Origin of the sequence: Brachyspira innocens ATCC 29796, from assembly GCF_000384655.1 — a bacterium.
Lineage (GTDB): Bacteria > Spirochaetota > Brachyspiria > Brachyspirales > Brachyspiraceae > Brachyspira > Brachyspira innocens.
On record NZ_ARQI01000128.1, the window covers coordinates 17,365 to 31,559 of the forward strand.

The 14,195-nt window shown below is 28.7% G+C and carries 13 protein-coding genes; 4 read left to right on the plus strand and 9 right to left on the minus strand.

The genetic code is table 11. The features are described from left to right. Nucleotides 1–155: 155 nt before the first annotated feature. The 3 genes from ilvC to ilvB are packed head-to-tail and all read right to left on the minus strand — an operon-like array spanning nt 156 to nt 3,407. Nucleotides 156–1,151, minus strand: a complete 996-nt coding sequence (gene ilvC, locus F811_RS0113520; protein WP_013114663.1) for a ketol-acid reductoisomerase — start codon at nt 1,149–1,151, stop codon at nt 156–158. 35 nt (nt 1,152–1,186) lie between these two features. After that, a complete protein-coding gene (ilvN, locus tag F811_RS0113525) occupies nt 1,187–1,714 on the minus strand; it encodes an acetolactate synthase small subunit (RefSeq protein WP_020005772.1) in 528 nt (175 codons plus the stop codon). A gap of 19 nt (nt 1,715–1,733) precedes the next feature. Continuing rightward, a complete protein-coding gene (gene ilvB / locus F811_RS0113530) occupies nt 1,734–3,407 on the minus strand; it encodes a biosynthetic-type acetolactate synthase large subunit (RefSeq protein WP_020005773.1) in 1,674 nt (557 codons plus the stop codon). Nucleotides 3,408–3,839: 432 nt separating this feature from the next. Between ilvB and F811_RS0113540 the strand changes: the two genes are divergently transcribed. Then, entirely contained in the window at nt 3,840–4,658 is an 819-nt protein-coding gene (locus F811_RS0113540; protein WP_020005775.1) for a SanA/YdcF family protein, read from the plus strand. Between the two features lie 43 nt (nt 4,659–4,701). After that, nucleotides 4,702–6,126: a sodium/glutamate symporter gene (locus F811_RS0113545; protein ID WP_020005776.1), complete on the plus strand. Its 1,425-nt coding sequence runs from the start codon at nt 4,702–4,704 to the stop codon at nt 6,124–6,126. Nucleotides 6,127–6,340: 214 nt separating this feature from the next. Here the strand turns inward: F811_RS0113545 and F811_RS0113550 are convergent, their stop codons facing one another. The 6 genes from F811_RS0113550 to rpsF all read right to left on the minus strand — a co-directional run bounded on the left by F811_RS0113550 (nt 6,341) and on the right by rpsF (nt 11,280). After that, the gene (locus F811_RS0113550) at nt 6,341–8,089 is read right to left on the minus strand and encodes a protein-disulfide reductase DsbD family protein (protein WP_020005777.1); all 1,749 of its coding nucleotides are present in this window, start codon (nt 8,087–8,089) and stop codon (nt 6,341–6,343) included. Nucleotides 8,090–8,284: 195 nt separating this feature from the next. After that, nucleotides 8,285–8,872, minus strand: coding sequence for a flavodoxin family protein (locus F811_RS0113555; RefSeq protein WP_020005778.1), 588 nt, complete (start codon nt 8,870–8,872; stop codon nt 8,285–8,287). A 72-nt stretch (nt 8,873–8,944) separates the two neighbouring features. Further along, nucleotides 8,945–9,895, minus strand: coding sequence for an aldo/keto reductase (locus F811_RS0113560; protein WP_020005779.1), 951 nt, complete (start codon nt 9,893–9,895; stop codon nt 8,945–8,947). Nucleotides 9,896–10,116: 221 nt separating this feature from the next. Next, nucleotides 10,117–10,452 (minus strand): 30S ribosomal protein S18, encoded by a 336-nt coding sequence (gene rpsR / locus F811_RS0113565; protein WP_020005780.1) that lies wholly within the window; start codon nt 10,450–10,452, stop codon nt 10,117–10,119. A 32-nt stretch (nt 10,453–10,484) separates the two neighbouring features. Then, complete coding sequence (gene ssb, locus F811_RS0113570) at nt 10,485–10,916, minus strand: single-stranded DNA-binding protein (protein ID WP_020005781.1); 432 nt, start codon at nt 10,914–10,916, stop codon at nt 10,485–10,487. Nucleotides 10,917–10,932: 16 nt separating this feature from the next. Beyond that, nucleotides 10,933–11,280: a 30S ribosomal protein S6 gene (rpsF, locus tag F811_RS0113575; RefSeq protein ID WP_020005782.1), complete on the minus strand. Its 348-nt coding sequence runs from the start codon at nt 11,278–11,280 to the stop codon at nt 10,933–10,935. Between the two features lie 268 nt (nt 11,281–11,548). Between rpsF and F811_RS0113580 the strand changes: the two genes are divergently transcribed. Both F811_RS0113580 and gatA read left to right on the plus strand, forming a co-directional pair. Beyond that, entirely contained in the window at nt 11,549–12,448 is a 900-nt protein-coding gene (locus tag F811_RS0113580) for a hypothetical protein (RefSeq protein WP_020005783.1), read from the plus strand. 174 nt (nt 12,449–12,622) lie between these two features. Continuing rightward, nucleotides 12,623–14,071 (plus strand): Asp-tRNA(Asn)/Glu-tRNA(Gln) amidotransferase subunit GatA, encoded by a 1,449-nt coding sequence (gene gatA / locus F811_RS0113585; RefSeq protein WP_020005784.1) that lies wholly within the window; start codon nt 12,623–12,625, stop codon nt 14,069–14,071. Nucleotides 14,072–14,195 lie beyond the last annotated feature (124 nt).

Below are 14,195 nucleotides of genomic sequence, written 5' to 3' on the forward strand. Positions count from 1 at the left end.
AACCAAAAAGACTGCATTTTAGCACAAATTCAATAATTTATCCTACATATAAAACATAATTAGTGCTTATTAGTATTATTTTTATATTTGCACTTTTTGCGGCGGGAAAAAGTTGAATAAAAAATTACAAACTTAAAAATGTTTAGCATATATTATTATTTTTTAATCCAACTCATCATTTTTCTTAATTCTGCACCGACTTTTTCTAATTTATGCTCTCTTTCTAATCTTTTAGTAGCATTAAATTTAGCTTTGCGTCCTGCACTAAACTCTTGAATAAACTCACTAGCAAAAGTACCATCTTGTATTTCTCTTAATACTTTTTTCATTTCTTTTCTAGTCTCTTCAGTTATCATTCTTCTTCCAGTTCTGTAATCGCCGTATTCAGCAGTATTTGAAATAGAATATCTCATCATAGCAAAACCGCCAGAATATATTAAATCAACAATAAGTTTCATTTCATGTATACATTCAAAATAAGCCATTTCTGGTTCATATCCAGCTTCTACTAAAGTATCAAAACCAGCTTTCATTAATTCTGTAACTCCGCCGCATAATACAGCTTGTTCTCCAAATAAATCAGTTTCTGTTTCTTCTCTGAATGTAGTTTCCAATATACCAGCACGTCCTGCACCTATTCCAGAAGCATAAGCTAAAGCATAATCTTTTGCTCTTCCGCTTTTATCCTGATAAACTGCTATCAAGCTAGGTACTCCTCTTCCTTCCAAATACTGACTTCTTACAGTGTGTCCAGGTCCTTTTGGAGCAACCATAATAACATCTATATTATCAGCAGGCATTACAAAATGGAAATGAATATTAAATCCATGAGCGAACATTAATACATTTCCTTCTTTCATATGAGGAGCTACCTGACTATTATATATATCAGCAGCTACTTCATCTGGTACAAGCATCATAACTATATCTGCAAGCTTAGCAGCTTCTTCTACTTCCATTACTTTAAAACCTGCTTCTTCTGCTTTTTTGCAGTTAGCACTATCTTTTCTAAGTCCTACTATAACGTTCATACCGCTGTCTTTTAAGTTTTGTGCATGAGCATGTCCCTGACTACCGTATCCCATTATAGCTATAGTTTTACCATCTAGTACTCCTAGATTACAATCAGCATCATAATATTTTTTTATCATTTTAATTTCTCCTTTTTTATTGTTTTTTATATTTATTAATATTCAAAATTATTGATTATATTCATATTTGGAACATCGTCTCCAAGCTGTATGGATGTTACCCCTGTTCTTGAAAGCTCTAAAATATTAAAGTCTTTTAATGCTTCTAAATACCCATCTATTATAGAAGAAGGAGCTGTTATTTCAACTGTAATGCTTTTATTTCCAATATCAAGTATAAGCCCATTATATGAATTAGTTATATCGCAGGCTTTACGTCTATTGCTGTCATTAATTTCTATTTTTACCAAAAGCAAATCTCTTATTATGTTATTAGAATGATCTATTAAATGTACAGAGTGAACCTCAATTAGTTTTGAAGTTTGTTTTATAACTTGATTTATATGAGAGTCATCTCCTTCTGTAACTATAGTCATTCTTGATATACTAGGTACACAAGTTACAGAACATGTAATAGTTTCTATATTAAAACCTTTTTGACTGAATAATAAAGTTATTCTATTTAATACACCAGCACTATTGTCTACAAATAAAACTAAAACTCTTCTTTCTTTCTTATCCATTTTTTACTCCTACTATTTATTAATCTACTATTATATCATCTATAGTTCCACCAGCTGGTATCATAGGCAAAACTCTTAAATCTTTATCTATAATGCATTCTATCCATACTGGACATTTACATTTTAATGCCTCTTCAAAAGCCTCTTCAAATTCTTTTATAGTTTCACATCTAAAGCCTTTGGCACCGAAACCTTCAGCTACTTTTATATAATCCATTTTTTTATTTATATCAGTGCTTGAATATCTTTTATCATAAAATATAGTCTGCCATTGTCTAACCATACCTAATGTACTGTTATTAAGTATAATAGATATAACTGGAAGATCATATTCAACAGCAGTAGCTACTTCATTTAAGTTCATATAAAAAGAACCGTCTCCTGTTATATGTATTACTCTTCTATCTGGTTTGGCAAACTGACATCCTAAAGCAGCACCATATCCAAATCCCATAGTACCCAAACCTCCACTTGTGATAAAACTTCTAGGCTTGGTATGCCTTATATACTGAACAGCCCACATCTGATGCTGTCCTACATCTGTAACATATATAGCTTCATCTTTAGTTTTATTTCCTATTATGTCCATAACTTTGCTAGGATAAATTCCGTCTTTATTGGTATTTCTATCAGAATCCTCTTTCATCTCTTTGGCTCTTAAATCTGATAAATATTTTACCCATTCATCATCATCTACTCTTTTTACCAATTTATTAAATCTATCTAGTACATCATTCAAATCACCAATTATACTATAATCAACATTAACGTTTTTATTAATCTCGCTTTTGTCTATGTCTATATGAACCTTTTTAGCAGCTCCTCCAAATTTAGAAGTATTTAAAGCAACTCTGTCACTGAACCTTGTACCAACAGCAAGGATTAAATCAGCTTCATTCATTACTTTATTTGCTGTAGCAGAGCCATGCATTCCTAAAAGTCCAATATTTAATTTTTCATTATATCCTAATACCCCAGCCCCCATTAATGTATGTACTGAAGGTATATTGGAATTAATCATAAACTCTCTTAATTTATCGCTTGAGTCTTTTGCCCCCCCACCGAAATATATAATAGGTCTTTTAGATTCATTTATTAATTTAGCAACTAACTCTATTGTTTTTTCATCTTCTGCACTTATTTCAACTGGTTTTGGAGAAAATTTTTCTCTTTTAGTAAACTCTGTTTCTGCTAATGTAAAATTTTTAGGTATATCTATCAAAACAGGTCCTTTTCTTCCATTATTGGCTATTGCGAATGCTTTTCTTATGGTGTTTGCAAGTTCATTAATATCTCTAACAACAAAATTATGTTTAGTTATAGGCATTGTTATACCAGCAATAAAAACTTCCTGAAATGAATCTTTGCCTATTAAAGTTTCTGGAACATTGGCAGTTATTGCAATCAAAGGCACACTATCCATATAAGCAGTAGCTAAAGGCGTTACTAAATTAGTTGCACCTGGTCCGCTTGTAGCAATTACAACACCAGTCTTTCCGCTTGCTCTAGCATAACCGTCAGCAGCATGGCATGCTCCAACCTCATCTACAGGCATTATATGTTTTATTTTATCTCTATATTTAGAGATAGCATCGTATATAAATAATGCAGCACCGCCCGGATATCCGAATACAGTGTCTACTCCTTCTTCTATTAAAACTTCCATTATTATTTCTGAACCATTCAACTTCATAACAAACTCCTTATATTATTTTATAGCCTTTTTAAATTTTATTGTTATATTTCTATTTATAGAAACTTTATTGTAAAAATTATATTAACTTAAATGTATTATATATTTTTTAGATTATAGATTATATTATAACAGGATATTGACAAGAATAGAGAGGAGAATATTGAGAATAATACTTTTTATAGATTTATTAGAATTATTAAAATTAACTTCAGATGAGATTTGTTTAATAAAAACAGAATCATAGGTCATACTGTAAGCAGGTGACATTTTCATCTTCTTTCTCCTTTCGATATTTGATACATATTATAATATTTTTGAGTAATATTGCAATACTTAAAAACAATTTTTTTATTAACTTTTAATGTTTATTATAATTGACAATATAAATTATTTTAGTATACTAATCATAAAGTTAATAATGCAGGATTTATGAAGATATTAAAAAACAGATACAAGAAAAAAATATTGGAAATAAAAAATAATAAATCTATTATAAAAGAGAGTATTAAAAATAAATCTTTTTTTAATAGAGTTATTAATTATATCATTTTTATATTTTTATCCGCATGCAAATTTATACCAGAAATTATAATACTTTCTATTTTTTTCATATTAACATTGTATTTATCAGTATCATTATACTCAAAAAAATATATATACTCTTCTATAGAAAAAATACCATATAATGATGTAGCTTTGGTACTTGGCACAAGCAAATATCTTCATAACGGAAAGATAAATATGTATTTCAAATTCAGAATGGATGCAGCTTATGAACTATATAAAAGCGGAAAAGTAAAGTATATACTTGTAAGTGGTGATAACAGATACAGATCCTACAATGAACCCAGACAAATGCGTCTTGATTTGATAAAATTAGGCGTAGATAAAAAACATATATTCCTTGATTTTGCTGGATTTAGAACTAGAGATTCTATTATAAGAGCTAATAAAGTTTTTGAACTAACTAATTTTACTATAGTATCTCAGCCTTTTCACAATGAAAGAGCAATACTTATAGCAAGGCAGAAAAAAATTGATGCAATAGCATATAATGCACATAATGTACGAAAATTATATAGATTAAGACAATTTCCAAGAGAAGTAGGAGCTAGAGCTTTAATGTTTATTGATATTATATTAAACAGACCTCCGAAATTCTATGGAGACACTATAAAAATAGAAGAGCATGAAAATACTATTATAAATAAAAGCAATAAATTCGATAAATCAAAAATAAAATCATAACAAATAAATAATAAAAACAATTCAATTTTTAAGGAAACAAAATATGACATCTCAAATTTTAACTCAATTACTTCAGGCATTATCTTTACTTTCAGTGCTTCTTCTTTTGGGGGTATTTTTAAGGGCTAAAGTAAAACTATTTCAAAAACTATATCTTCCAGCCTCAGTAATAGGAGGTTTTATAGGGCTTTTAATATCTCCTGAAATATTAGGCAGATTATCAAGCATATCAATATCAGAAGAATATATAAAAACCTATTCTCTTTTGCCCGGTATTTTATCTGTTCCTATATTTGCTGCTGTGCCTTTGGGAATGTTTTTAAACGAAAAGAAAAATATAAAATCATTATACCCTACAAAGGTATTAATAGCATTTGGTATATTTCAATGTGCAAGTATGCTTCAGTCGGCTATAGGATATGCTACCAATATGTTATTTACAAAAATAAGCCCAGAAATAGGAATGTATAGAACTTTCGGATATGAACTCTCTGCTGGTTTTGCTGGAGGTCATGGACTTGCTGCTGCTACTGGAAAACTGCTTGAAGGTTTTGGAATACCTCAATGGGAAATAGCTCAGGGGGTTGCTTTAACTACTGCTACTATAGGGCTTGTAGGAGGTATGATATTTGGTATTATATTTATAAATATTGCTGTTAGAACAAATAAGACAAGCGTTATAAAAAAAATAGTTAATGAAAATACTGAAAACATAAATAAAATAGATAGAAATATGGAAAGAGGATATAACAGTGATATAAATACTCAAGCAAGTTTAGGACGGGAAACTTTTTTAAGCAGCTCTATAGAAACTATTACTTTTCATTTGGCTATCATATTTGCAGTATGCGGTATTGCCTATATAGTTTTAAACTTTATAAAAAAAATAGGTATAGCTGGTTTGGACGTTCTTCCAGTATGGACTTATTCTATGATAATAATGTTTATTTTAAATATGCTAATAAAGAAATTAAAACTTCAGTGGATGGTAGATTCAAAAGTAAAGGCTAAAATAATGGGTACATTAAGCGACTTTGCTATAGTGTCTGCAATAACAAGCCTGCCTATAAAAGCCATCATACATTATATAGCTCCTATAATAGTTATGTGTATAGCAGGGTTTATATTTACTTATTTAATAGTATTCATATTTAATAATATGCTATTTAAAAATGATTATGCATTTGAAAGAGCTATAATTTCTTGGGGTACTTTAACAGGAGTATTAATAACTGGAATGACGCTTCTAAAAATATGTGACCCAGAATATAAAAGCCCTGCTCTGACAGAGTTCTCTCTCGGATTTTCTCTTATGTCAGTTACTGGTCTTTTAATAGTGCCTATACTTAATACTGTACTTGCTGTAGGTTCTACTTGGGATAATTTCATCACTGCTATAATAAGTTCAGCACTTTATTTAGCATTTGCATTTATAGTGTATTTTTTTCAAAGAAAGGTAAAAGCATAAAATATATATATATTAAACTTTTATTAAAAATAAAATTAATGAATATTTAAAATTTTAGTATGTACCTAAACAAATATAGTTTATCAAAAATATATTTTGTTTTTAATATCTTAGGCTTTATACTTATGAATAACGCAGTGTGGCGGATAAAGCCTTACAAATATATAATTTTAAAAATTTATTTTTTAACAAATTGTAATTGTTTAGGTACAAACTATAAAGTTTTAATTATTTTCTCTAAATCTTCTTTGACACTCAAAGCCATTTCATCATCAAAACTTGAAAATGAATTTTTTGTGTATAATATGTTCTTGTCGCTGTCAATAACTATTATCCAAGGAAGCCATTTAACATTATACTCATCAGAAATATTTTTGTATTTATCAACATCAACTTCAGTGAAAATCAAATTATCATCTATAAACTTTTTAAGCTCATCATGAACAAATACTTTCTCTTTAAGCTCATAACAATTAGCACACCAAACAGCAGAAAAATCTATAAGTATTGGTTTGTTACTTTGTTTTGAAATCTCTAATGCTTCATTGTATGATATAGTATTTGAAACTTCACTTTTTTGTTTTATAAATCCGTAAGTGCTTCCTAATACTATTGATATTATAACCACAGAAACAAATATTTTTATTTCCAATGCACTTAACATAGCTGATTTATTTTTTATTATGTAAACTAATACTGCAAATACTAATATTGTAACAGATGCTAATATATAACTTATTTTATTAAAGCCCAAAACTCCAAAAAGTATATTAGCATAATAGAAACTTATTATCATCATTAGGAAAGTGAAAATATATTTAACATATACCATCCAAGTTCCAGCTTTAGGCATTTTTGTAAGTATTGAAGCGAATGTACCAAGAACAAATAATACAGAAGCAAAACCCAAAGCATAAACAGCCATGTAAAGAGCAGCAAATACAGGATTAAGAAAACCAATTTCTAAAATAACTGCTATTATAGGAGCAGCACAAGGAGTAGCAACTATTCCAGCAAGAAGTCCCATTATATATTTATGAAATAATGACTGATTTTTTTTGCTGTATGCATTTGTTTTTGCTGACTGTAAAAAACTAGGAGCTTTAATCTCGTAAAAACCTGCCATTGAAAAAGTAAAATACAAAAATAGCAATACCAAAATTGTTAAAATAATAGGATTATATCCAATGCTTCCAAATAGAATAGTTTTATGAAAAGCAAATCCAGCAACAGAAACCACAGCACCTAAAAGAGTATATGTTGTGATTACCCCTAATGCAAATAATAGCGAAGCTAATACACTTGATTTTTTATTGTTTTTGTCATCAGTTGTTGTTCCTAAAATAGATACTGTTATTGATAGTAACGGATAAGTGCAAGGAAGAAGTACAGATGCAAGCCCTGCTGCAAATATCAAAATCAATGTTATAAATATATTATTACTTCCTTTTATATAATTTTCTATAGAGCTGGCGTTTTCTGGTTTTTCTTCTGTTATATTATTTTTTTGTATATCAATTTCTTCTCCGTATATTACTTTACTTTGAGGCTGCAAACATACATTATCTTTTGCTGAGCATAATTGATAAGATACTTTTATAAAGTTAATTTTATTTATATCAATACCTTCTAAAATAAACTCAGTCTCACCTTTTATTATAATATCATCATGATACTTTTCACCTTTAGGATATATTGTATTAATTTGTTTATTGTCTGCAAAAAATAGTATTTTATTTGCTATGCTTGACTCTAAATATGCATAATAATTATTTGGTATATTTGCTTTTACTGATAATTTATTATTATTCGTAATTAATGTAAAAGAGATTTCAGCATTTTTATTTAAGCTGTCAAATGCATTCAAATTCATTAGATTATTATTTTGAGCCAAAGAAGTATATGCAGTAATAAAAATTACAATTATAATGTACTTTAATACTTTAAATTGATTGTTATTCATTATTATTGCTCCGTTTTTTATCATATATTTTGTTTGTGTAATATAACATTTATAGCAATAAGTTTGTTAAAAGTCAATAGTTTCATCAAAATTAAAACATAAACTATAAAATTATATTATTCTAAAAAATACACAGTGAAAATTACGGAGAAATAAATAAAAATAAGAAAATATTTTTTGCATAAAAAATTAATATTATTTTAGTTTTTTATCTTCTAAAGCCTTCATTAAATAAGCCATATTTATACCAAGATTTTTTATAGTTTTTATTCCTTCTTCATCATTTTTTACATCTTCAATATCTTTACCAAAAGCAAAAGTCCAATAGCTTGATCCTGCTAAAAACATATCCTGAATAATTAAAAAATGATTCATAGCATCAATAGCATTCAAAGCTCCGCCTCTCCTCAAAGCACAAACAGAAGCACCAGCTTTATATTTAAATAAGTTTTTATCCCTATGCATATCAGAAATAACAGATGCCCTCTCTAAAAATGCCTGAAGATTAGAAGAAATATTTGCACTATAAACAGGAGATGCTAGTATGATGCCATCGGCATTTTTCATCTTCTCAAAATATTCCTGAAAATTATCATTTCTATGCACGCAGTTAGTTTTTTTAGCACAGCCCCAGCATGCTTTACAAGGTTCTATCACTTGTCTTGCTAATTGTATCATTTCGGTTTCAATTCCTTCTCTGTTAAGCTCTTCAAATATTATGTTTACAAGAATAGCAGTATTTCCATCTTTTCTCGCACTTACATTAATAGCTAATACTTTCATTTTTTAACACCTCTTTTAATATATAAAAATTAATATTTAAACATTATTTTTTAGTTTTTATTTATTATAAAACTATTTCATATTCTCTTCCCAATCTCTTACTGTTTTTATATTAGTATCATCTGCCAATTTTTCTAAATATTTAATTTCATCTTCTTTTAAGATAATATTTATAGCCTCTTTTGCTTCTTCAACTTGATGTACTTTTGTAACTCCGATAATTGGCAATGTTCCTTTAGATATAGCCCAAGCAATGCTAACTTGTGCGGGGCTTGCATTATATTTTTTTCCAACAGTTTTTAAGCCTTCAATCAATGCTTCTAATTCTTTTAAGTGAGAATTGTAAGCTTTATCTCTCGCAGTATCTTTTTTGAATGGATTTGAAATATTATATTTTCCTGTTAATGCTCCTTGTTCTAAAACCATATAAGAGAAAAACGTAATGCCTTTATCTTTGGAATATTTTAATATACCAGAGTTTTCAGAAAATCTATCTAATAGGCTAAAATGATTTTGAATAGCTGATATTTTTAATCCTTCTTTTTCAAGTATCTCTTCAGCCTCTTTGATTTGTTCCATATTGAAATTTGAAAGCCCTATATTTTTTACTTGTTTATCTTTAGCTATTGGTATTATATAATTTATCCATTTTCTAAAGTCTAAAGGGTTATGAATCCAATAAATATCTATTTTATCAGTATGAAGACGTTTTTTACTTTCATCAAGCATTTCTTGAATAGGATTATCAGATTTTCCAGCTATTTGAGGAGTAAATTTTGTTGAGATTATGATATCATCTATATTTGATAAAGTTTTAATAAAATTACCCAATATACGCTCTGATGTACCTTCTCCATAAACTGCAGCGGTATCCCATAAATTTAAACCTAATGACATTGCTCTATCAAATACAGGTTTTAATTCTTCTTCAAATAAACTATTTCCAAAAACTTGATCTCCTCCTGCAAAACCTGCACCCCAAGACCAAGCTCCTAATGCTATTTTAGGCATTTTTATTTCCATAAAATGAACTCCTTTATAGTTATTAAATTATTTTGGATTATAAGTATTTTTTTTATAATATCAAATATTTAATTGTTATATTTAATTATGCTTAATAGGTATGGAAGTAAAATTATTATATTTATTAATTATTGATATTTTTATTACAAAAGAAAATAGTTAAAATAAAAAAGCCGCTGTAAATAACAGCAGCTTTCATGATTTTTATATTTCAGTAAAAATTAATATCTAGTTTCATAAGGTAAAAGTGCTATATTTCTAGCTCTTTTAATAGCTTTAGTAACTAATCTTTGATGTTTAGAACAAGTACCGTTTAAGCGTTTAGGTATAATTTTACCGCTGTCTTTAACGTATCTTTTTAATAATTTAATATCTTTATAATCTAATACATCAATATTATTTTTGCAGAAATAGCAAACTTTTTTCTTAAAGAATTTTTTTCTTCCGTCTTTTTCGTTAGGTTCTTTGCTGAAATGAGGTTTTCTCTCACCTTTAGCTTTTACTTCTTCTTCGTTATTATTATTATTTTCAAGATTTTCAGTATTTTCTAAATCCATTGTTTTATTCTCCTAAAAAATTGAATTAATTATTAAAATGGTACTTCATCGTCATCATCTGAGAAACTTCCCAAATCTACACCTGAAGATGAAGGAGAGTATGTAGTATCCATAGTACTTCCTGCCGCAGCTGCATTAGTAGAACCAAGCATCTGCATATTCTGCATAATAATTCTTACTTTGGATCTTGCAGCATTAGTATCCTTATCCTGCCATCTTTCCTGTCTTAAAGTACCCATTATAGCAACTTGTTTTCCTTTTGTAAGGTATTTGCTTACAGTTTCAGCCATTTTTCCGAAAGCAACTACATCAAAGTAATTAACTTCTGTAGCATTTTTAGTACTTACATAATAATTATTTGCTATGGAAAACTCTGCAACAGCACTTCCGCTAGGCAGATATTTTGATACTGGATCTGCTGTGAGTCTTCCTATTAAAGTTACGCTATTAAAATCTGTTGCCATAAAAATAAACCTTTATTTAAGCCTCTTTAGAAGCTTCTTCACTATTATTTTCTTTATTAACTTCTTTTTTATTTTTTTGTATTATTTCATCTAAGCGTACAATTATAAATCTTAATATGCTAAGTTCATAACGAAGTTCTTTTTCAATATGAGCCAAATTATTACCATCGCATCTAAAATGATAGTAATAGAATTTGCCTTGATTAACTTTGCGTATTGGGTAGCTTAGATTATGAATACCATAATCAGCTTCATTAAAAATTTCTGCATGATAGTTTTGAAGAATAGTTTTGACATGATCTTTAGCACTTTGATGCACAGCGTCATTGATTTCTGTTACGAATAGTATTTCGTATTCTCTCATTTATTAACTCCTTGGACAAAGCTTCTTTAAACCAATGATTTTTAAAGAAGCGAAGTATATAATTATTTATTTTACTATAATAAATGATTTTTATCAAAAAGTCAAGAATATTTATCTTCACAAAATATTATATATTATCTATCTTACTATTATTATGTTACTTGAAAGCGAGTAAAAGTTGAAAAAAATGACTATAAGTAAACATAATGCATTTGATTTTATTATTCAATATAGTATAATATAAATAATAAAAATCTTGGAGAACAAAATGAAAAAATTACTAGTTATGTTTTTGTTGGTAGCTATATCAATATCAGTTCATGCATACCAAACGGTTCCTTTCATGTTTAATGATTTAGTACCTTATGGAATCACTCCTGATGAAGTTAATGAGATATTAATGGCTTCTAATTTTTCTTCAGCAGCTGCTGAGCCTGTAAGCGGTACATTCTATGTAAGCAGATATCCAGACCCTGATTTAGTATGGTATAATCCTCATACTATGAAATGGATAAATGTTAAATTTACTACTAATGATGTTTCAGAACTTTTCACAAGAGATGAAAATATCTTATATTTTAATTTCATTGTTACAAATGAATTTAAATGTATGACAGTTAGAGCCGATGCTATCAATGAAGAAGCCACTTTAGCTGGAAAAGAAACTAAATGGGCTTATAAATTCTTCTTTCATGAAGATAAATTATTTGCTGTAAGTGCTGTTTATGAAGGCGATTATACTTTACAACAGTATAAAGAGAGAAATGAAGGTAATGAATATGCTCACCCTGGTTATGTAATGTCAAGAGGTTTATTCAGCAGAACTTTAGGCGGTTTCCATATGAAATACGGCGGTTTCCACAACAGCGGATACACTACTTTTGATGATTTTACTTCTATGAGATATGGTAACTATGCTAATAAAGCTGCTAATACTTCTTTAGCTGTTTATTATGCTACTTACGGCGGTAAAAATATTAACTTTGTTGCTTCTTATGTAGATAATTTCAGAATGGCTCCTATAGCAAGCAGATTCCAAAAATCATATTATGAAAACTATTTTGATTTTGCTGATGTTCCTGTAGGAATACCTCCAGAAATCAAACCTCCAAAAGATGATGAAAATACTGAGGACAACAACACTCAAGCTACTGAAAACGCTCAGTAATTAATAATTAGTTTAATAAATAGAGAGTCTATAATCTATAGGCTCTCTATTTTTTTATAATCAGTTTTTTAATATTGAAAAACATATTATTTATTTTGCAAAAAACATGCTTATATGATATAATTTTTACGATTAAATAACTTTTGTTATATTTTTGTTTAAGAGGTTTTTACTATGGAGTTACAGCAATTAAGCATAATTCAAATTAGAGAGAAATTAAAAAATAAAGAAATAGATGCCCCTGCATTAGTTGAATCTATTATAAAAAGAATAGAAGATGATGATAAAAGAGAAGATAAAATACATGCCTATCTTGAAGTTTTTAAAGACGAGGCATTAGAACAAGCTAAAAAAGCTCAGGAAAGAATAAATAACGGAGAAGACTTGCCTCTTCTTGGAGTTCCTTTGGCTATTAAAGATAATTTATGTTATAAAGATCATTTAATGACAGCTTCTTCAAAAATGCTTGAAGGATATAAAGCTCCATATACAGCTCCTACAGTTCAAAGATTAATAGATAACGGTGCTATTATTATAGGAAGAACTAATATGGACGAATTTGCTATGGGAGGAACTACAGAAACTTCCAATTACGGCATAACTAGAAATCCTAGAAATATAGCTTATGTACCTGGTGGATCTTCAGGCGGTTCTGCTGCTGCTGTTGCTGCTGATTTTGCATTCGGAGCCTTAGGAAGTGATACTGGAGGATCTATAAGACAGCCTGCTTCTTTCTGCGGTATAGTTGGAGTTAAACCTACTTACGGAAGAGTACCTAGACTAGGCTGTATTGCTATGGCAAGCAGTTTAGACCAAGTAGGACCTTTAACTAAAGATGTTAAAGATGCTGCTTTGATGACAAAAATCATTGCAGGTTTTGATCCTAAAGAATCTACTACTTTAAACATTCCTGTTCCAGACTATTTAGCTTCTTTAGACGGAAATATTAAAGGAATGAAAATAGGTCTTGCTAAAGAGTATTATGATACTGATTTAATAGCTTCAGATGTAAAAGAAAACATTATGAATGCTATAGGAAAATTAAAAGATCAAGGTGCTGAAATTGTTGATATAAGTCTTCCTAATGCTAAATACGGTTCAAGAGTTTATACTGCTGTTATGACTGTAGAAGTTGCTTCAAATATGGGAAGATATGACGGTATAAGATATGGATATCACCCTAAAGGCGATTTTAATTTAGATGAATATTATTATACTTCAAGAAGTGTCGGACTTGCTTTTGAAACTAGAGCTAGAATATTATTCGGTACTTTAATGACTGGTAAAAGATTTTTCTATAGCCATTATCAGCATGCACTAAAAGTGAGAAAATTAATGCAGATGGATTTTGATAATGCATTCAAAAATGTAGATGTTATAATATCTCCATCTTCTCCTGTAACTGCTGGACTTTTAGGTACTAGAGACCAAACTGACAGTGCTTTGAGTTTCTTGGCAGACAGCTACACTTCTAACATTAATTTAGTAGGACTTCCAGCTATGAGCGTACCTTGCGGTTATGATAAAAACAATATGCCTATAGGTATACAGTTTATAACTAAACAGTTTAATGAAACTGATATGTTTAGAATGGCATATGCTCATGAATTAGCTAACAAATAATTTTTTAATAATTTCAATAATAAAAAAATAATAAGGAGGTATAAAAGCCTCCTTTTTTATTTTTGATGAATTAAAAAAGGATAGTTATATTTTACAAATTTTATTTATCATTATTTACAATTAA

Coding starts and splice junctions, on each gene's coding strand:
- ilvC (WP_013114663.1), bottom strand. CDS start 1,151: ATGATAAAAAAATATTATGATGCTGATTGTAATCTAGGAGTACTAGAT.
- ilvN (WP_020005772.1), bottom strand. CDS start 1,714: ATGGATAAGAAAGAAAGAAGAGTTTTAGTTTTATTTGTAGACAATAGT.
- ilvB (WP_020005773.1), bottom strand. CDS start 3,407: ATGAAGTTGAATGGTTCAGAAATAATAATGGAAGTTTTAATAGAAGAA.
- F811_RS0113540 (WP_020005775.1), top strand. CDS start 3,840: ATGAAGATATTAAAAAACAGATACAAGAAAAAAATATTGGAAATAAAA.
- F811_RS0113545 (WP_020005776.1), top strand. CDS start 4,702: ATGACATCTCAAATTTTAACTCAATTACTTCAGGCATTATCTTTACTT.
- F811_RS0113550 (WP_020005777.1), bottom strand. CDS start 8,089: ATGAATAACAATCAATTTAAAGTATTAAAGTACATTATAATTGTAATT.
- F811_RS0113555 (WP_020005778.1), bottom strand. CDS start 8,872: ATGAAAGTATTAGCTATTAATGTAAGTGCGAGAAAAGATGGAAATACT.
- F811_RS0113560 (WP_020005779.1), bottom strand. CDS start 9,895: ATGGAAATAAAAATGCCTAAAATAGCATTAGGAGCTTGGTCTTGGGGT.
- rpsR (WP_020005780.1), bottom strand. CDS start 10,452: ATGGATTTAGAAAATACTGAAAATCTTGAAAATAATAATAATAACGAA.
- ssb (WP_020005781.1), bottom strand. CDS start 10,916: ATGGCAACAGATTTTAATAGCGTAACTTTAATAGGAAGACTCACAGCA.
- rpsF (WP_020005782.1), bottom strand. CDS start 11,280: ATGAGAGAATACGAAATACTATTCGTAACAGAAATCAATGACGCTGTG.
- F811_RS0113580 (WP_020005783.1), top strand. CDS start 11,549: ATGAAAAAATTACTAGTTATGTTTTTGTTGGTAGCTATATCAATATCA.
- gatA (WP_020005784.1), top strand. CDS start 12,623: ATGGAGTTACAGCAATTAAGCATAATTCAAATTAGAGAGAAATTAAAA.